Genomic DNA, 19397 nt, shown 5'->3' on the forward strand with positions numbered 1-19397 from the left:
CAGCCCTTTTCCCCCGCCATGTGATCACGACCCCAGACAGGCGCTGCCCCGGGAACGCGCCCCGTCAGGGCGTTTCGGGCTTGCGGGCCAGGAGGCAGGCGTGGGGTCTGTTCACGCGTCCGCCGGGCTCCTGTTCCAGTCTCGCGGTGACGACGAGTCCGGCCTGGCCCAGCAGGTCGACCATGCGGTCCAGGGGCAGGAGGTACGACTCGTAGGAGACCGGACGGCCATAGCCGTGGGTCGGCTGCAGCCGCTCATTGCCGACGTAGTCTCCCCAGAGCAGGTAGCCGCCGGGCGCGAGCGTGCGGTGGAATTCGGCGAACACATCCGGCAGCCACTGTGGGGGTGTGTGATGGGTGGAGTACCAGGCCAGGATGCCGCCGAGCTCGTCGTCCCTCATCTCCAGCGCGGTCATCGAGCCCTCGGTGAACCGCAGGTTCGGATAGGCGTGCCGGGCCAGCCCGACCATCTTCGGCGACAGATCGACGCCGAAGACGGGCACCCCCAGCCCGGCCAGGTGCGCCGTCACACGTCCGGGGCCGCACCCCAGGTCCGCGACCGGCCCCAGAGCGGCCGTCCGCACCAGTTCGGCGAAACCCGCCAGCATCGCGCGTGACAGCGGGTCCATCTCGGCCGGAGGCGGGACGCGTTCGACGTAATCGGCGGCGACCGTGTCGTACGACTCACGGACGGCGGTCAGAAAGGAAGGCTCAGCCATGCGGGCGACCCTAGACCAGGCAACTGACAGACCATGGCGCGACCTTCAGCCGACTTTCAGCCGACCTGCGCGACGTCCACCGCTGCCGACACCCAGTCGTCACACCACCCCGGTGATCGTTCGCGGTGACGGCACCAGCCGAGGCGGAGTGAGCACGTGTGGACGGCGCAGCGTCCATCAGCGGACGATGGACACGATCTGGCAGGCGGCTTCGGCGATCTGGCGTTCTCCGCTGATGCGGGCCCGGGCGAGGGCCGTACCAGGATCGATGCCGCGGGTGCAGAGCCGCCAGGCGGTCTCCGCGTCCAGCCGTACTGACGCGGCCGGCCGGCCGCGGGGTGCTTCGGCCAGTGACCGGCGGTCCGCGGTGGCGGTCACGGTCCAGGTGCCGACGGCTGGCTCGACGATGACCATCTGGAGTTGTGTCCCGGCGGGTGCGGGCGTGTGACGCAGTGTGTGGGGCAAGGCCCTCATGAAGGTGTCCAGGACCGTGGAGAGAACGTCGGTCTCCGGGTCGGTGTCCCGGCCGGTGGCGTGGCGGATCTGCTGGCGGTGGGTCCAGTACTCGGTGAACTCCCGGGCGATGTCCAGCCACTTGGGCGCTGGATCAGCCCCGGCCCAGGACACTCCCAGGCCCCTGGCGTCGAGGTCGTCGCCCTCGAATTGACGGGCGACCTCGGTCCCGGCCAGTTCCAGGGCCTCGATGAGCTCGGCGGGACGGTGATCGGCGTGGAGATCGACCCATTCCTGGTTGACCCGGCGGATGAACGCCTCCATCGTCTCTCCGACCGCCTTGGCGCGCTGATGACTCTCTGTGCTCCAGCCGAGGCGGCCGTGGTAGTCGCCGAGAATGTGGGCGGCGAGATCGCGCACGGTCCAGCCCGGCACCGCGGCCCGGCTCCACTCATTGCGCCGCAGACCGCGTAACAGGTCGAGGAGCGACGCCGGCTCCGGCCCGAACAGCGGGCGAGCGTCGATCGGCTTGCCCAGCCAGGAGGGGTTGGGCATGTCGTCGGGCTGGAGACTCTGGTCAAAGCCTGTCAGGCGAGAGGCTCGGTTCTCCATCGAACACCCCTCACCTCACGAGGCGCCAGACGAGAAGGACGTCGAGCTCATCTTCCGCTGAGGCGGCGCGCGGAGAGCATCCCACTCCTGCGACGTCCGCGGACGACGTCGCAGCGGAGGCTTCGGATCGAGCAGGCAACGTCACCCGGGTGAGCTCCGTGCTTCACTTCACGTGCCGTCGACGGACGTTACCGGCGCTTCGGCTCGAGGGCGGGGCGCAGCGCGTCGACGATCAGGTCGAGGAGCTGTTCGGCCCTGTCCTGCGCGTCGATCGCCGCGGTCGAGAGGAACACGCCGAGGAGCATCATCGTGACGTCCTCGGGATCGACGTCCGAGCGCAGCGAACCTGCCTCCGCCCCGCTGCGCAGCATCATGGCGATGACGGCCGTGACGCGTTCCCGCGTCGCGGGCGTGGCGATGCTGCCCGACGCCCAGCCTGCGCGCAGCGTATCGGACATGCCGCGCTTGATCTTGAAGAACGCCGCGTACCGAGTCATCCAGGCACGCAGTGCGACCGCGGGCTCAAACTCGCCGAGGAGCACCGTCGCACTGGACACCACCTCGTCGAGCTCCGCGGCGTACACGGCTTCCACGAGTGCCTCACGAGTGGGGAAGTGCCGGTACAGCGTGCCGATCCCGACGCCGGCCGCACGGGCGATCGCGTCCAGCGGCACGGCCTCCGATGTCGCCGCGAAGGCGTCCCGGGCGGCGGCGAGGAGTCTGTCGCGGTTCCGCCGTGCGTCGGCGCGTGCCGGCCGGTCCGGGGCAGCCGCACTGCGGTCTGTGGGCGTGGTCTCACTCTCAGACAAAACGGAGGACCTCCGGTTAGTGCTACGGTGAACGAAACGGAGTTACTCCGCTTCGTCCATGGTCCCACCGAAGGAGAGCGCACATGGCCGTCCCCGCCCGATTTCCTCAGGTCACCGCGTCCGGCGCGCCGCGCGCTGGTGGCACCGCACGGTTCGCGGGCCGTACCGTGTCGCGGATCGGCTTCGGTGCGATGCAGTTGGAGCGCCTGCGGACCGACCGCGGAGCGGCGATCGCGATGCTGCGCCGTTGCGTCGAGCTGGGAGTGGACCACATCGACACCGCCCAGTTCTACGGCCACGGCTTCGCCAACGAAGCGATCCGCGAAGCCGTACGCCCCGAGGACGACGTCATGGTGGTCAGCAAAGTGGGCGCCGAGCCCGACTCCGAGGGTCCGCTCCCGCTCCGCCTCGCACAGCGCCCCGAACAGTTGCGCGCCAGCGTCGAGGACAACCTGACGACCCTTGGCCTGGACCGGATTCCCCTGGTCAACCTCCGCCGTACGGACACCGGCCCCGGCCTGCGCGCCACAGGGGATCAGCTGGTCGCCCTCGACGACCAGCTCGCCGTGATGACCGCCCTGCGAGACGAGGGCAAGATCGGTGCGATCGGCCTCAGCAGTGTCTCCCTCGACGTTCTGCGCAGCGCCCTGCCCGCGGGCATCGCGTGTGTGCAGAACGCGTACAACCTCCTGGCCCGCGACGACGAGGACATGCTCCGACTGTGCCTGGACGAGGGCATCGCCTGGGTTCCCTACTTCCCCCTCGGCAGCGCCTTCGACGGGATGCCGAAGGTGACCGACGAGCCGGCCGTCATCGCCGCCGCGCGTGAGTTGGACGTCACGCCCGCGCAGATCGGACTGGCCTGGCTGCTGCACCACGCCCCGAACGTGTTGCTGATCCCCGGCACGGCCGACCCCGAACACCTGGAGGCGAACGTGAGGGCCGGCGCGGTCACGCTCGACGAGGCGACGCTCTCCGCCCTGGACGCGGTCCGGGGCCGATCCGGAGACATCGCGCTGAACCAGTGACCGACCGTTCCGGATCGAGGCTCCCGCCGGTCGGGTCGTCGGTCTGCATGCGCCGGACGAGTTGCGCGGAGTACGCCCGCGTCGCACTGGAGGCCGTCTTCCGCGGCACCGGCTACTCCTCGCCACAGGCCTGACCCGCACCGTCCGCTACGCCGACCACACCGGTACGCGCCGCGGCCGCACTCTCCCGAAGGCACCCAGCACACCGCGCTCCCGGCCCGCTCCGCGTACGCGGTCGGGGGGCGTTTCTTTCGGATCGGTGATGAGAGTGGGGCCGCGTGGCGAGCCGACGCCCGGGTGTTCTGGAGTGAGCATGGCTGGTGGCCCCACATGTTCGAGGGAACCGTACGATGCCTGCCGTGGACACCTCACGGGACGACTTGCGATGCGGGCTCTGTGGGCAGGTCATGGATGCCCGGCACGAGCAGCACCACGAAGAATCGGTGGTCGGCGCGGGGAGGCGTGTCGAGTACGTGGTGATCGGACTGCGCGGCGCCCTTGCCCTCTGTCAAGCCGTCGATGACCCCTCTCGGACCCGCAGGACCGGTGCCGCCGATCTGGCGGGGCAATTGGGGATTGACCTGGCCGATCTTCCTGGCAGTCATTACACGTGTTGGGAGAGGCCCGGGGAGTACGGCGGCGTCTTCCGGAGCGGCTTCGAGCGGGCCTGACATGCTGCGGCGCAGGGGCGGCACCAGGGTCATCTGATCGTTGGTCGATGTGCGTCGCTGACTGACGCGCAGCGAGCGTGGAGCGGGCCGTTCCGTCCTGGTTCCTGGCCCTCGGCGGTATACGCAGCAGGATGCTCGAGCTCAACCAGCAGATCACCTGGGCGCCGGAGCGCGTCCGCGACGGGCAGTTCGGCAAGTGGCTGGAGAACGTCCACGACCGGAACATCTCCCGGAACCGGTACTGGGGCGCCCCCATACCGATCTGGGTCTCGGACGACCCCGCGTATCCGAGGACCGATGTCTACGGTTCGCTGGACGACCTCCGGCGGGACTTCGGTGTGCACCTGACCGACCAAGGTCGTGTTCGCCACCGACATCACCCCCTACGGAAAGTTCCAGCTCTCGGTGAACCCACGGGCGTGCGGCCGCCGTCTCGGCAGCCGGACCCAGGAGGTCATCGACGCCGTCGCGGCCGGCGCCTGGACCAGGGAACAGGATGGCGGCATCACCATCGCCGGGATCCCCATGCGGCCCGAAGAGACCGAGCAGCACCTGGTCGCCGACGCTCCGGGGGCCGCGGTCCTGCCCGGCGACGCCGGCCTCGTCGTGCTCGACACCCGGGTCACCGAGGAACTGGCCGCCGAGGGGATGGCCCGCGATCTGGTGAGGGTCGCGCGACAGGCCCGCGGGGCGGCGGGACTCCAACTGCTCGACCGGATCAAGCTGACGTTCGAGGTGCCGGACGACGTGGCCACCGCCGTCAGGCCCTATCAGGCGTTCATCGCACGGGAGACGGTGGCTGACACCGTTCACTACGGTCCCGCGGGCCGAGAGGTCTTCACGGGATCCCTCGGAGACGGCGCGCAGGCCAGGGCATCGGTGAGCACCGTACTCTCCGGAAGGAGCACCCCGTGACAGAGGTCGGGCAGCGCCTCGAACGACTGGTGTCCGCCCGGGCCGAACACCGCCCCGGGGACTGCGCGGTGGTGGACGATGCCGAGCGACTGAGCTTCAGCGATCTCGAGCACCGCAGCAATCGTGTGACCAACGCCCTCATCGCCGGCGGTCTGCGGCCGGGTGACCGGGTCTGCCCGCTGGTTCCGAAATCGGCCATGGCCATCGCCGGCATCAGCTCGGCAACGAGGCCTTCCTGGCGAAGGCGCCGGACCACGTGGTCGACAAGATCCGTGGGCGGCTGGCCAAGGCCGAGGCGGATGTCGCCCGCCTCACCGCGCAGTTGGACGCGCTCACGGGGTCGTAGGGGGCCTGAGCCCGAGGGGGTCCCCCACCGGCAGTTCCTCTTCAGTCCGGCGACTGCCGAAGGTGAAGCTCGGTTCCGCGTTCTCGTAGGCCGGACAGCTTCAACACGGCCCCTGGATGGAGCCGCGCCGGGTCATCGTTTCCGGCGCCTGGCGCGGCGCAGGGCTGGTCACTGTCCGAAAATGCACTGCCCGCATGCGGGCACCGACACCAAGCCCGGCGGTGCGCCGCCACGCCCGCTGACCGACAGCCCTCGAAGCGTCGGATCCTGGCACGCCTCCACGCTCCCCCGGAGAGCACCTCCATCGGCCCTCGCCGCTTCCTCCACGCGGGGTCGGCCCCATCCACCGTGTCGGACATCATGCTGTAAACAACGACAAAAGCTGTCACTCTCGAGGCCATGCAGGATTCCATTGTCTTGCCGGGGTACTCCCTGGCCAAGGAAGCGAGGTCGGCACGTCACCTCACCGACCGGTTGCGCGGCAAGCGGAGCAGCCAGGCGGTGTACGGCGTCAAGACCCTGGCGGCGACCATGCTCACCTGGGGTGCGGTAGCCCCGTGGTCCCCCGGGGGGCACCCCTACCTGGCCGTCACGACCGCCCTGCTCGCGGTGAACGCCTCCACGGTGTACCGATCCGTGACGCAGGCGGCGCAGAACATGGTCGCGAGGGTGGCCGGACTCGTCCTCGCCCTGGTGACCGCCCGGCTGCTGGGACCGACCGCGGGCGGCGTCGTGGCCATCGTGGTGGTCGCGGTCCTGGCGGGCCCTCGCCGCTCCACGGACGACCGCGTGCAGATCGCCTCCACCGCGCTCATCGCACTGGCCGCCAGTGCCGCCGACCCCGTGGGCAGCCTGGTGTCCCCTGTACTCCAAACCCTTGTCGGCGCGGCTGTGGGCGTCGCCGTGAACGCCCTCGTCCTGCCTCCGCTCTACCTGGACGAATCCGACGCCGCCGTGCGCGGCTTGGCCCATGACATGGGAACCCTGCTGCGTGACATGGGCGCCGGTCTGGCCCAGCGACACCTCACCGTCAAGGCCCATACCTGGCTGCACCAGGCGCGCCACCTGGAAGAACGCTTCACCAGCGCGCAGGAGGACGTGCAACGGGCCGACGAGAGTCTGCGCTGGAACACTCGATGCGCCGCGCATCCCCGCTGCGAGGACCTGACGTACGCCGAGGCGTTCGGCGCCCTGCGCGGAGTGTCGCTCCAGGTCCGGGGGATCGCGCGGACCCTGTCGGACAACGCCCACAACGATCACGCCGACCACCACCTGGGGCAGCAGTTCCTCGACCGGTACGCCGAGACCCTGCGGCTGGCCGGAGACGCCGTCCAGGGATTCGCCGGACCACGTGCGGCCGCCGGCCCGTCGGGCCCGGCTCCCCGCGGGCAGCTTCGCGAAGCGATCGACGAGGCCCAGGCCTGGCACGACGCCATGACCGACCTGATCGGCGGGGGCACCCTCGTCAAGCCGGGCGCGTGGTATGTCTACGGCTCGCTCATGACCGACGTGGAACGGCTGCTCGCCGACCTGGACCACGTCGGCGCGCACTGAACCCCGGACTCCCGCGCGAGGGCTCCCCGTGGAGCGGCGCCCGACATCGACGAGGGCGTCGAACGCGGTGAGCCATGCCGGAGACCGCAGACCGTAGTCGTCCGACCATCGAAGAAAGACACGCATCCGTCAAGGACGCACCGTCCTTCCGTACCGCTTCCGGGGAAGCGGGGGACGGGGTTCCCCGGCCGAGTCGGCAGGGTTGTCCGTGCCGGGGAGTCGGGTCGAGTGGCGCGGGCTGTCGAATCGGCCGAGAAATGCTTGGACCGGGCGGGCGTCCGCGCGGGACACTGCCGTCCGTGGCGGAACGTGCGAACGCGATCACCTGCAGTCATCGAGTGCGGTCCGCCGCCCGTCACGGGCGCACGGCACGCCAGGGGGCGTCGTCCCCCCGCGCACCGAAGCTCCGTACGACCGTCCGACGACGCGACAGTGCCCCGCCGCCGCGGCCCCGGCGGTCAGAGGGGATGTCGTACGACACCACGGGGGTGGCATGGGATCGCCGGCATCACCACGCAAGTCCCCGCCGGGCAAGGGCCCGGTGGTTCTCGCACTGCGCTACTACACCCGCGAACTGACCCGGCGGCGCCGGCTGACGGCGCCCGCGCTGCTGCTCCCCGCCGTCGGCAACATCGGTATCAGCTACGTCGCTCCCCTCATCGTCGCCAAACTCGTCGGCCGGATCGCCGACCACCCCGCGACCACCGTCGGCTCCACGCTTCCGTACGTCCTCGCCTTCGCCGGCGTCCTGCTGTTCTCGGAGGCGCTCTGGCGCATCGGGCTGCACTGTCTCAACCGGCTCGACGCCCGCGGCATCGAGCACCTGTACGTGATCGGCCTGGACGAACTGTTCGCCAAGGACGCCGCCTTCTTCCACGACAACTTCGCCGGATCGCTGACCAAGCGGGCCCTGAGCTTCGCCTCGCGCTTCGAGGAGTTCGTCGACACACTGACCTTCTCGGTCGTGGGACGGTTCGTCCCGCTCGCGTTCGGCGCCGTGGTGCTGTGGCGCTACGCACCCCTTCTCGTCGTGGGGCTCCTCACGATGATCGCCCTGACCGCGGTGTGCGTCGTCCCCCTGATCCGTCGCCGTCAAGCGCTCGTCCGCCGGCGCGAGGAGGCGATCGCGCGGGTGTCGGGCCACGTCTCCGACAGTCTGATGAACATGGACACGGTCAGGGCGTTCGCCGCCGAGGAGCGGGAGGCCGCCGAGCACCGGTCCCGCGTCGCGGAGTCACGGCGCCTCACCCTGAGATCGTGGGACTACGGCAACCTGCGCATCGACACCCTGGTCGCGCCGATGTCCGTGCTGACCAACGTCCTGGGCCTGCTGCTGGCCGTGGCACTGGGCGGAGGCGAACTCGGCGTGGAGGCCGTCGTGGTCGCCTTCACCTACTACAGCAACGCCACGCGGATCATGTTCGAGTTCAATCAGATCTACCGGCGCCTGGAGAGTTCGATGACCGAGGCCGCGCAGTTCACCGAACTGCTGCTCACCTCGCCGACCGTACTCGACCCGCCCTCGCCCGAACGCCTCAGCTCCCATGCCGCTGACGTCCGCTTCGAACGGGTCTGCTTCGCCCACGCGGGCGCGCGCCCCCTCTTCGAGGGACTCGATCTGGCGGTGGCCAACGGATCGAAGATCGGACTCGTCGGCCGGTCCGGCGGCGGCAAGACCACGCTCACCCGTCTGTTGCTGCGGATGACGGACGTCGACGCCGGCCGCATCCTCATCGGCGGGCAGGACATCAGCAGACTCCGCCAGGCCGACCTGCGCGGCGCCATCGCCTATGTGCCGCAGGATCCCGCCATGTTCCACCGCACACTGCGGGACAACATCGCCTTCGCCCGGCCGGACGCCACCGACACCGAGATCCGGCGCGCGGCCGAGGCGGCACACGTCACCGAGTTCAGCGACGCGCTGCCGGACGGCTTCGACACCATCGTCGGCGAGCGCGGCGTCAAGCTGTCCGGCGGACAGCGCCAGCGGGTCGCCCTCGCCCGCGCGATCCTGCGTGACGCGCCGATCCTGCTGCTCGACGAGGCGACCAGCGCCCTGGACTCGGAGAGCGAACACCTCGTCCAGGAGGCCCTGTGGCGGCTGATGGACGGCAGAACGGCGCTCGTGGTGGCGCACCGGCTGAGTACGGTCGCCAAGATGGACAGGCTCGTCGTCATCGACCGTGGACGGATCGTCGAACAGGGCACCCACCACGAACTGCTCGCCACGGACGGCGCCTACGCGAAGCTGTGGCAGCACCAGTCCGGCGGCTTCCTCGACGACAGCCCGGCCCGGAGTGCCGGGTGGTCCGGATGACCGAAAGCGCCCTCGGCTCTGTCGAGCACGAACTCGACCGGACGGCGTGACCGAGGACCACACACCGAACCACTGCTCGGCGCCCCACTCCTCGAACCGTTCCACCTCGGTGAACCCCGGCTTCGCCGCGAGGCGCATCGATCGGTCGTCGGCGGTCCGGGTGCAGAGGGTCACCGGCTCGCCGGGAAGCGCGTCGGCGAACCAGCCGAGTGCCGCCGCGCACGCCTCCGCGGCGTACCCACGTCCCCCTGCCTCCGGCAGGAACAGGTAGCCGAGCCGGGCCTCCCCGGCATCCGGACGGACTTGACTCCGATGCTCCGCGTCGCGCCGGTTGAGCTCGCCGGTGCCGATCATCGCTCGCCGGGATCGGCCCTCTGTTCCTCAGGCGCCGAAGACCTGGAACTCCGAGACCTGCCCGGCCGGCCAGCCGCTGTTGGCGGTGAAGGTGAGTCGTACGTAGCGGGTGGTGACGGTGGAGGGGAGCGTGAGGGTCGCGGTGTTGCCGGTCGCCGGGTCGAAGGTGTGGGCAGCCGAGGCGAGAAGCTGGGCGAAGGTGCCGCCGTCCGTGCTGCCCTGGACCGAGATGGTCTGGGTGCGGGTGCCCCAGGCGGTCGCCGGGGGAAGCCGAAGGACGATCCGTTTGACGCCGGTGGAGGCGCCCAGGTCGACCTGGACCCATTGCGGGAAGGCGTTGTTGACGGACTCCCAGTAGGTGTTGGCGTCGCCGTCGGTCGCGTTGCCCGAGCCGTACGTCTGGGTGTGACCGCTCTCCGTGGTGGGGCGGTGGAGGGCGAGGTCGACATCGCCGGAGGGGGCGTCGGTGATGACGGTGACCTGGTTGGAGGGCTGCGACACGTTTCCCGCCGCGTCGAGGGCGACGACGTCGAAGGTGTAGGCGGTGGCCGCGCCGAGTCCGGTCACCGTGAACGAGGTCGCGCCGGTGGTGCCCACCTGGGTGCTGGTCGAACCGGACACCTGAAGGACCCGGTAGCCGGTGACACCGACGTTGTCGGTCGAGGCGTTCCAGGTCAGCGAGACGGAGTTGCTGGTGTGCCCGCCGGCGGTCAGCCCGCTCGGCGCGGCGGGCGGTGTGGTGTCACCGCCCGTGGGGACGGTCGGCTGGGTGGGGCGGGTGGGGGTCAGCGCAATCTGGCCCTTGAGCATGCGGCCGCCGTCGCCGGTCAGGCGCAGGTAGTAGTCGGCGGAGCAGGCGGTGCCGTCCTCGTCGAGGGCGAGGAACCCGGAGTTGGTGGGCACCCAGGCTTGGGTCTCGGCGGTCTTGGCGATCTGGTTGCCCTCGTTGTACTCGTCGAACATCGAGATGTAGATGCCCTGCGCCCCGGCCCGGACCACGTTGTAGAACTGCCGCCACATGAAGTCGCCGTGCGCACGCTGGCGTCCGGACAGGTCGCCCGGCAGGACGCACGGCTGGTAGTCGATGCCGTTGGCGTTGCAGTCGGCCTGGTCGCCGACGGTGTAGGTGTTGTAGGCGTTGTCGGCCTCGTTCACATTGCCGATCGCGCCGACCATCCACGGCGAGATCATGTTGAAGGCGTGGTAGACACCCAGGTATCCGGCCCGTGAGCCCCCGGTGCCGGTCCGCCACTCGCGCGGGACGCCGCCGATGACGTAACACCCCTGGCCCTTGAACCAGTTGATGACGTCGAGGCAGGCGTCGGCGGTGAAGGGGTGGTCACCGTCGTCGAAGCCGAAGCCCCAGATGCAGACGACCGGCTTGCCGTTCTGCTTCGCGTAGGCCGAGGACGCGGTGTGCGCGGACATCTTGTTCGTCCAGTCCGTCTTGGTCTCCGACTGCATGTTCGTCCAGTCGGTGACGTCGTACATGATGTAGAACTTCCGGCCGTACGACTCGGCGGCGCTGCGCACCTTGGTCGCCATGGCGTCGCGGGTGGGGCCCTCGCCGCCGGTGGGGTTGAAGCGCTGCAGAGCCGCGGTGTCGATGCTGTTCTGCTGCATCCACAGGAAGTGCGTGTTCACCGTCTGCTGGTCGTACGAGGAGAACAGCGTGGCGGGCCGGCCGTTGCCGAAGGCGGCGTACGACGTCTGGTACGTCCTCGTGTAGTCGCGCATGTCGGGCCAGCACTTGATGCCGGTGTTGGACGGGGACGGCGACTGGCCCCAGTTCTGGGTCCAGTGCCACCAGCCGTTGATGGGTGCGCCGTCGCCGATGCACGCGAACCAGCCCTGGTAGCCGACGCTGATCTTGCCGACCACGTCGCCCGGCGAACCGGCCGCCGACGCGGGTTCGGCGAGTACGGTCTCGGCCACTCCCATCGTTCCCACCGTGGTGGCCGCGATCGCGGCCTGCAGGAAGACCCTGCGTGTGACACCCATCTGGACTCCTCAGGTCGGCTGTCGACTTCCGTCGACCACGGGCGTGCGGACTCGGGTGACCGGCGCCGGCCGTGGCCCTGTGGGGGCCGGGGCCGCCGGCTCGGGTGGGTGCCGCCGGGCGCGAGCGCGCCCGGCGGCACCCACGGTCGGATCAGGTGTTCCAGACCTGGAACTCGGAGATCTGGCCGGCCGGCCAGCCGGTGTTCGCGGTGAGGTTCACCCGGAAGTAGCGCTGGGTGGTCGCCGCGAACGTGATGGTGACCGTGTTGTTGGTGGCGGGGTCGAAGGTGTACGTGGCCGACGACTTGACGGTGGTGAAGGCGGACCCGTCGGTGCTGCCCGACAGGGACAGCGTCTGGTTACGGGCGCCCCAGCCGGCCGGGAGCTGGAGGACGACTCGGCCGGCGCTCTGCGCGGAGCCGAGATCCACCTGCACCCACTGGGGGAAGGCGTTGTTGGTGCTCTCCCAGTAGCTGCCCTGGTTGCCGTCCGTCACGTTCGACGACGCGTACACGTCGGTGTGGCCGGACTCGGTGGTGGGCTTCCCGGCCGCCAGGTTCTGGTTTGCCGCGCCGGCCCCGGTGCCGGTCAGCGCGACCGTGGTCGTGCCGTTCGACGCGTTGCTGGCGATGCCGAGGTCGCCGGTGCGGGTGCCGGACGCGGTGGGCCTGAACGTGACGGCCACCGTGCAGGAGGCGCCGGCCGCGATCGATGTCCCGCAGGTGTTCGTCTGCGAGAAGTCTCCCGTGACGGTGATGCCGGAGACGGTCGCGGCCGCGGTACCGGTGTTGGTCACCGTCACCGTCCGTGCGCTGCTGGCGGTGTTGAGGGCCTGGGTGGGGAAGGACAGCGACGTCGGGTCGGCCGAGAGGGTCGCCGGCGAGGAGCCGCCACTGCTGGGGAACACCTGGAGAGCCGACAACTGGGCCGCGTTCCAGCCCGTGTTGGCGGAGATGTTCACCCGCACGTATCTCGCGGTGGCGGAGTTGAAGGTGATCGTCGCCGTGTTGTTGTTGGTGTTCGGGTCGAAGGTGTACCCGGCCGAGGCCTTGATCGTCGAGAAGCTGGATCCGTCCGTGGATCCCTGCACCGACAGGGTCTGTGTGCGAGCCGACCATGCCGTCGCCGGCGGGAGCTTCAGCACGACCTTGCCGATGCTGAAGTTCTGGCCGAGGTCGACCTGGGCCCATTGCGGGAACGAGCCGTTCGTGCCCTCCCAGTACGTCGACGCGTCCGGGTCGGTGAGGTTCGAGGGGACGTACGGACTGCTGCTCGAACTCGCCGTCGCGGGCCGACCGGCGGCGATGTCGGTGCCGCTGTCGATGCCGCTGCCGGACAGGGAGACGGTGGTCGGGCTGTTGTTGGCGTTGCTGGTGACCGTGAGGTTGCCGGTGCGCGATCCGCCCGTGGTGGGCTTGAACCCGACGCTCACCGTGCAGGACGCGCCGACGGCGAGGGTGGAGCAGTTGTTGGTCTGGCTGAAGTCACCGGTCGCCGCGACGCCCGAGATGTTCGCCGACGCGGTGCCCGAGTTGGTCACCGTCACCTTCTGCGCGGCGGCCGACGAGCCGACCACCGTGCCGTCGAAGGACAGGCTCGCCGGGTCGGTGTTCAGAACCGGGCCCGGCGCGGTGCCGGTACCGGACAGGCTCACCGTGTTGGTGGTCCCGCCCGCGTTGACGGTCAGGGATCCGCTCCGGCTGCCGGTCGCCGTCGGCGCGAACTTCACGCTGACGGTGCACGAGCCGTTCGCCGCGATCGACGAGCCGCACGTGTTGGTCTGGGAGTAGTCGCCGCCGGCGGAGATCGACGAGACGGACGCGGCGGTGCCGGTCGGGTTGGAGACCGTCACGGTCTGCGCGGCACTCGTCGAACCGGTCGCGACCGAACCGAAGTTCAGCGCGCCGGGGGTGGCCGTCACGCCTTCGGACGGGTAGGGCGGGTAGACCGGAGCCGGCCAGCCGCCGCAGTACGGCGTGCCGCTGATGCCGGAGTTGCCGCCGCCGTCGGTGACGGCGAAGTTCCCGCCCGAGCAGTTGTACACCGGGGACGAGTAACCGACGCCGGTGGCCGTGACGTTGGTGAACTTGGCGGCGCCGCCGGTCTGCTCCTGCAGCGCGAAGGTGCCGGTTCCGGCGATGGTCACGTTGTTGAGGTTGACCCCGCTGATGGTGCCCTCGACCCACTGGACGGCTTCGTACGGGCTCTGTTGGATCAGCGCGTTGGTCACGTTGACCGGGCCGGTGATCGCGCCCTGGCTGCCGTCGAACCACAGTGCGCCCACGCCGAACTGCCAGTTCGGGTCGAGACTGCCGGCCCGGATCATGGTGTTGTCGGAGATCGTGGTGGTGCCGACCGGCGTCGAGGTGAAGCGCTGCCCCACGTGGATGCCACCACCCTGGGCGAGGCCGGTGTCCACCACCCGGTTGCCGCTGACGGTGTTGTCGTGGCCGCCGTAGATCGCGATGGCGTTGGCGAGTATCTGCAGGGACACGGTGTTGTCGGAGATCGTGTCGTGGGCGTCGGCACCGATACCGGAGTCCGCCCAGGTGGCGATGCCGTCGTCACCGGTGTTGCGGATGTCGCTGTTGGTCACCTTCGAGTTGGTGACCGCGCCGTGGAAGTTGATGCCGTCCGCGGTGGTGTCACGGATGCGCATGCCGGTGAACGTCAGCCCGTCCATCGGCCCGTCCATCCAGGCGCCGACCTTCATGTGGTCGATCCACACGCTGGAGACCGTCGAGTCGCTCATCGCGCCACCGATGCCGTTGACCTGGGCACTGTCGTCGCGTTCCTGCACATTGCCGAAGATCGCGAAGTTCTGCAGGCGCACGCCGGTGCTCGCGGAAGGCGCGGAGTTGCCGTAGAAACCGGGTGCCGTGCCGGTGACGGTCGAGTACCACATGCCGGCGCCGGCGATCGTGACGTTGTTGACGCTGATATGGCCGGGAATGTTGTAGGTGCCCGGCGGGATCCACACGGTGCCGCCGGGTCCGGCGGCACTGATCGCGGCGTTGAACGCGCTGGTCGCGTCGTTCGCACCGGTCGTGTCGGCGCCCTTGCTGGTCACCGACACCGACCCCGAGGGTGCGGTCAGGGCGGCGCCGACCTGCTCGAAGTCGGCGAAGTCGATCGTGTACGAGGAGGCGGTGTCACCCGAATCGACCTGCAGCTTGAAGGTCGTTCCCGCCGGATAGGTGGTGGAGAACAGGCGGTGGGCCTCGTCGTAGAAGTGATGCGGGTTGCTGCCCGGCGAGTTGGTGAAGGGGTAGCTGCCGTAGTACCAGCTGTAGGCGTTGGTCAGGGTGAGGTCGGGCTGCTTGACGCCGTTGACGTACAGAGACAACGAGGCGGTGTAGACCGAGCCGTTCGAGGTATCGGGGATGCTGTACCGGAAGTTGATCGAGTTGGTCGCCACCGGCGTGGTGAACGTGACGTACTTGCCGGTGCCCTGGAGCGTCGTCGCCTTGCGGTACGACGCCTCGTCGGCCAGCTGACCCTGGGTGTAACTCGGGCCGATGGGTGTGCCGTTGGTGGCGGAGTTCTCCGCCTGCACCTCGACGTACGGCAGGCTCGCGCCGCTGCCGCCCGTGGCGGCGGCCGCCGCCCAGGCAGGTTGGACAGCCAGAACCAGGACGCCGACGGCAGCCACCATCGCGGTGCTGACCGCCCAGACGAGCGCTCGTCTCAGATCTCGGATGGAATGGAACACTGGACCACTCCTTTCATCACGAAATGCCGGAACTGTTCCGCAGGCGCCGCCGGAGAGGGAGGTACGGGAAACAAGTGAGAACTCAAGCAATCGCGCAGACCGGCGCGGAGCCGGACCACCTCGCCTGACCCATGGACTGTGATCGGCGAAGCGACTCAAGGGGAGACGGGGGACGGGGGGAGCTGAGAGGGGGCGGTGACGACGCAAGGGGGACCGTAATATCCGTGACATGAACGCGCAATAACTGGACAGGACTTTGCAATATAAAAAATGCAGCCCGCAAGATCTAATGCGAGACCTCGGGGCTGCGGCAGGTACCCGGCTGCCCAGAGGGTGGCGGGGCGAGGGAACGGGCGCGCTCCAGGTCCCGCCCGGACAAGCCGTGCGGGACACCCCGGTTCGTCCGGTCCGTTCCAGTGGATCGGCGCCGGAGTGCGGAGGGTGCGGGGCTCGCGCGCGGACGCCGGCGGTGCTCTCGTGCCGTCGGCGATCATCCGGCCGGACGGGCGGTCGCGCTGCTCCGCCCTCCGGTGGCCCGAGCGGGTCGGCGGTGCCGCCGGACGGGGAAGTCCGGCGGCACCGTCGGAGGGCGGGGTCAGGAGTTCCAGATCTGGAACTCGGACACCTGGCCGGCGGGCCAGCCGCTGTTGGCGGTGACGGTGACACGGAAGTAACGCTGGGTGGCGGCGGGGAAGGTGAGCGTGACGGTGTTGCCGTTGCTCGGGTCGAAGGTGTGGGCGGCCGAGGATTTCAGGGTGGTGAAGGTGGTGCCGTCGGTGCTGCCGCCGAGGGTCAGGGTCTCGGAGCGGGCACCCCAGCCGGCGGGCAGCCGCAGGACCACGCGGGAGGCGCTCCGGGCGGAGCCCAGGTCGACCTGGACCCACTGTGGAAACGCGTTGTTGGCGCTCTCCCAGTAGGAGCCCTGGTTGCCGTCCGTCACGTTCGACGACGCGTACACGTCGGTGTGACTGGACGCGCTGGTGGGCTTGCCGGCGGCGAGGTCGGTCTGGGTGCTGCCGGTGCCCGACAGGGCCACGGTGGTGGGGTTGCCGGACTGGTTTCCGGTCAGGGTGAGGGTGCCGGTGCGGGTGCCGGAGGCGGTGGGTTCGAAGGTGACGGAGACCGTGCAGTCGGCTCCGGCGGCCAGGGAGGTGCCGCAGGTGTTGCTCTGGGCGAAGTCACCGCCGGCGGTCACCCCCGTGATCGAGGCGGTGGCGGAGCCGGTGTTGGTGACCGTGACGGTCTGTGCGGCGCTGGTCGTGTTCACCGCCTGGTCGGCGAAGGTCAGTGAGCCGGGAGACGTGGTCAGCTTGGCCGACGGCGAGCCGCTCCCCGCGGCGAAGCCGAGGTGGTTGATGTTCCAGCCTCCGCTGTCCTGGTGGAGGGTCAGGGTCTGCCGGCCTGCGGGCAGGACCACATGTGTGGTCACGGTGCCCCAGGTCTGCCAGTCGCCGGTGGCGGGCAGGTCGACGGCTCCGGTGAGGTCGGTGCCTGCGGCGTCCGACAGGTGCAGCGCGCCGGCCACCGCGGACGGAGCCGCGACCCGGAGGCCGAGGGTGTAGGTGCCGGCCGTGGCGACGTCCACGGTGTAGCGGAACCACTGTCCGCCGCTGGTCCAGCCCAGGTTGTAACCGCCGCCGGTATCCGCGGTGTTGTCCAGGTCCACCCCGTCGGCGCGGTAGGCGTTCGCGTTGCCGTTGACGGAGGTGACGTTGTAGGCCAGCCCCTGGCCGCCCGTGTCGTAGTTCTCCGCCTGCACCGTGCCGGGCACGGCGGCCGGAGTGCCGCCGTAGGGGCCTTCGGGGGCGGCCGGCGGCCAGTCGTTGTCGCTCAGCGTCGCGACGAACCCGCTGGAGTTGTTGACGAAGGCCGCGGCGCCGGACCCGAGCCCGGTGACCCTGTTGCCGGTTATCGTCGCGGAACCGGTGGGCGCGGGGTAGAACGGCGGCGAGATCGCGATGCCGTTGCGGCCGGGATTGCGGACCGTGTTGTCCCGCAGCAGGGTGTTGGTCGAGGTGGAGAAGCCGATCCCGTCGTAGAGGGAGCCGGTGACGGTGTTCCCGGTCACCGTGACCTGGTCGACGATCCCGGTGTTCTGTCCGTCGCCGCCGTTGCCGATGTGCAGGGCGGGCTGGCCCTGGCTGTAGGCGTTGCCGCCGGAACGGACCACGGTGTTGCCCGTCACGGTCGCGGACAGCAGGTCGCTGCCGTTGACACCGAAGCGCCCTGCTCCGAGACCGATGTAACGGGCCGTGTCGCTGATGTAGTTGTCCTTGACCTGGTGGCCGCTGCCCCCGTAGATCCCGACCCCCTTGCCGCCCCACGGGGCGATCGAGGTGTTGTCGCTGACGGTGACATTGGTCATCGGGTTGTAGTAGGTCTTGGAACCGTCGCTGTCGGTGTTGTAGTTCACCGAGTTGATGGCGATCGCGTCGTCCCCGGTCCCGCGGACGAAGTTGTCGGTGACCGTCAGGTTGTTCCCGGTGTCCGCGCCCAGCGACACGTTGTTTACGTTGATCCCGTCCGCCCAGATCGACGTCAGCCTGCTGTTCTGCACCTTCCCACCGGTGCCGGAGGCCCAGAAGCCCGACATGGTGTGCTGGGTCCAGATGCCGTCGGCCAGCCAGTCGGTGCCGGTGGTGTCCATCGCGCCGCCGTCCCCGCCGACGGTGCTCCGGCTGACGGCGTTGGCGTCGATGTGGAAGTTCCGCACGGTGCAGGAGGTCAGGTTGAACAGTGCGGGCAGCGGTGTGCTGTTGGGGACCGGGACGTCACGGTAGATCGTGCTGTACCACATGCCCGCACCCGCGATGGTGATCCCCTGTGCGTTCAGTCCCGCCGTGCCCTTCACGTAGAAGGTGCCCTGCGGGATCCACAGGGTCCTGCCCTGCGACCGGGCCTGGTCGATGCAGTTCTGGATGGCGGCCCGGCTGTCCACCGAGTGGCTGTCGGCCGCGCCATTGGTCGGACTGTCGTCCGCCACCGCACCGCAACTCGTGATCGAGATCGAGTCCGCCGGCTGCGTCAGCGGCGCCGGCGGGTTCTCCACGTCGACGGAATCCACGTCGTAGAAGGACGCGCTGTTGTCGGAGTCCTTCCGCAGCGAGAACGTGGCGCCCGCCGGAATCGGGGCCCCGGTGACGAAGGTGTGCGACTCGTCCCAGAAGACCCTCGGGTCGCCGTCGGACGGGTTCTGGTTGTCGCTCGTGTTGTAGTTGCCGTTTCCCTCGTACACCCAGGTCTGCCGCGAGTTGAGGTTCAGCGCCTGCCGGAACACCCCGTTGACGTACAGGTTCAGCGTTCCGGTCACTCCACCGCCGGATGCCGAATCCGGGATACTCGCGCGGACGTTGACGAAGGAGATCGGCTGCCCGGTGGTGTTCGTCCACTGCACCGACTGGCCCGTGCCGCCCAGGTGGACATAGGAATGGCCCGAAGCCTCCAAGGCGGCGCTCGAGTACTGCGTCGTCGGCGCCGAGGTCAGCGACCGCACGGCCGCGCCCCCGCCCGGCGTTCCCTCCTCGGCCTCGTAGACCGAGAACGGCGTCGTCGCACCCACCGCCGCGCCCGCTGCCGCCTGTGTCTGCCGGTGAGTGTGGGCCGTCGGCCCGGCCCGGAGCGCCTTGGACGGGGGCGCCTCCTGTGTGGCGGCGGCCGGTAAGACGGACACGCACATCGCGCCGACCGCGGCGACGGCGGCCACCGCCAGTCGGCCCCCGGCGCGGCTGATGCCGCGCCGGGGTCTGGGGATCGTCAGCATGTGATGCTCCTTCAGGAGTTCGGGAAACCGGCGCCCCGACCGTACAGAGCCCGCATCCATCCCGCTAGATTCCGACAAAGCAAAGAATGCATTCTGCAAGCCAATGCAAGTTACTTGTGAATATTCGCAAAATAGCGATGTCAGGTG

At 69.5% G+C, this 19397-nt stretch carries 11 protein-coding genes and 4 pseudogenes; 7 read left to right on the forward strand and 8 right to left on the reverse strand.

Annotated elements, in window-relative coordinates; all coding sequences use genetic code 11:
* Positions 1-64: 64 nt before the first annotated feature.
* The 3 genes from OHB41_RS05540 to OHB41_RS05550 all read right to left on the reverse strand — a co-directional run bounded on the left by OHB41_RS05540 (position 65) and on the right by OHB41_RS05550 (position 2592).
* Positions 65-718 carry a class I SAM-dependent methyltransferase gene (locus OHB41_RS05540; RefSeq protein WP_266696819.1) on the reverse strand — a complete coding sequence of 218 codons (654 nt, stop codon included), beginning with the start codon at positions 716-718 and terminating at the stop codon, positions 65-67.
* Positions 719-895: 177 nt separating this feature from the next.
* Positions 896-1726, reverse strand: coding sequence for a maleylpyruvate isomerase family mycothiol-dependent enzyme (locus OHB41_RS05545; RefSeq protein WP_266696820.1), 831 nt, complete (start codon positions 1724-1726; stop codon positions 896-898).
* A gap of 245 nt (positions 1727-1971) precedes the next feature.
* Complete coding sequence (locus tag OHB41_RS05550; protein WP_266696821.1) at positions 1972-2592, reverse strand: TetR/AcrR family transcriptional regulator; 621 nt, start codon at positions 2590-2592, stop codon at positions 1972-1974.
* A gap of 83 nt (positions 2593-2675) precedes the next feature.
* On the opposite strand from OHB41_RS05550, the gene OHB41_RS05555 reads away from it, so the two are divergent.
* A complete protein-coding gene (locus OHB41_RS05555) occupies positions 2676-3620 on the forward strand; it encodes an aldo/keto reductase (RefSeq protein WP_266696822.1) in 945 nt (314 codons plus the stop codon).
* Positions 3621-3988: 368 nt separating this feature from the next.
* On the opposite strand, the gene OHB41_RS05560 is transcribed toward OHB41_RS05555, so the two are convergent.
* Complete coding sequence (locus OHB41_RS05560; protein ID WP_266696823.1) at positions 3989-4324, reverse strand: hypothetical protein; 336 nt, start codon at positions 4322-4324, stop codon at positions 3989-3991.
* Between the two features lie 44 nt (positions 4325-4368).
* On the opposite strand from OHB41_RS05560, the pseudogene OHB41_RS52265 reads away from it, so the two are divergent.
* From OHB41_RS52265 to OHB41_RS05585, 6 genes and pseudogenes are all read left to right on the forward strand, one after another.
* Positions 4369-4557 (forward strand): annotated as a pseudogene (locus OHB41_RS52265) (class I tRNA ligase family protein); the annotation flags it as partial.
* A gap of 94 nt (positions 4558-4651) precedes the next feature.
* Positions 4652-5206 carry a DUF5915 domain-containing protein gene (locus tag OHB41_RS05570; protein ID WP_266696824.1) on the forward strand — a complete coding sequence of 185 codons (555 nt, stop codon included), beginning with the start codon at positions 4652-4654 and terminating at the stop codon, positions 5204-5206.
* A gap of 29 nt (positions 5207-5235) precedes the next feature.
* Positions 5236-5403, forward strand: a pseudogene (locus OHB41_RS52270) (AMP-binding protein); the annotation flags it as partial.
* A 17-nt stretch (positions 5404-5420) separates the two neighbouring features.
* Positions 5421-5552, forward strand: a pseudogene (locus OHB41_RS05575) (hypothetical protein); the annotation flags it as partial.
* Positions 5553-5951: 399 nt separating this feature from the next.
* The gene (locus OHB41_RS05580) at positions 5952-7106 is read left to right on the forward strand and encodes an FUSC family protein (RefSeq protein ID WP_266696825.1); all 1155 of its coding nucleotides are present in this window, start codon (positions 5952-5954) and stop codon (positions 7104-7106) included.
* 493 nt (positions 7107-7599) lie between these two features.
* The gene (locus OHB41_RS05585; protein ID WP_266696826.1) at positions 7600-9423 is read left to right on the forward strand and encodes an ABC transporter ATP-binding protein; all 1824 of its coding nucleotides are present in this window, start codon (positions 7600-7602) and stop codon (positions 9421-9423) included.
* 36 nt (positions 9424-9459) lie between these two features.
* On the opposite strand, the pseudogene OHB41_RS05590 reads toward OHB41_RS05585, so the two are convergent.
* The 4 genes and pseudogenes from OHB41_RS05590 to OHB41_RS05605 all read right to left on the reverse strand — a co-directional run.
* Positions 9460-9780, reverse strand: a pseudogene (locus OHB41_RS05590) (GNAT family N-acetyltransferase); the annotation flags it as partial.
* A gap of 24 nt (positions 9781-9804) precedes the next feature.
* Positions 9805-11778 carry a discoidin domain-containing protein gene (locus OHB41_RS05595; protein ID WP_266696827.1) on the reverse strand — a complete coding sequence of 658 codons (1974 nt, stop codon included), beginning with the start codon at positions 11776-11778 and terminating at the stop codon, positions 9805-9807.
* 151 nt (positions 11779-11929) lie between these two features.
* Entirely contained in the window at positions 11930-15490 is a 3561-nt protein-coding gene (locus tag OHB41_RS05600; protein ID WP_266696828.1) for a choice-of-anchor D domain-containing protein, read from the reverse strand.
* 595 nt (positions 15491-16085) lie between these two features.
* Complete coding sequence (locus tag OHB41_RS05605) at positions 16086-19250, reverse strand: discoidin domain-containing protein (protein ID WP_266696829.1); 3165 nt, start codon at positions 19248-19250, stop codon at positions 16086-16088.
* Positions 19251-19397: the final 147 nt, after the last annotated feature.

This window comes from Streptomyces sp. NBC_01571, assembly GCF_026339875.1.
Lineage (GTDB): Bacteria > Actinomycetota > Actinomycetes > Streptomycetales > Streptomycetaceae > Streptomyces.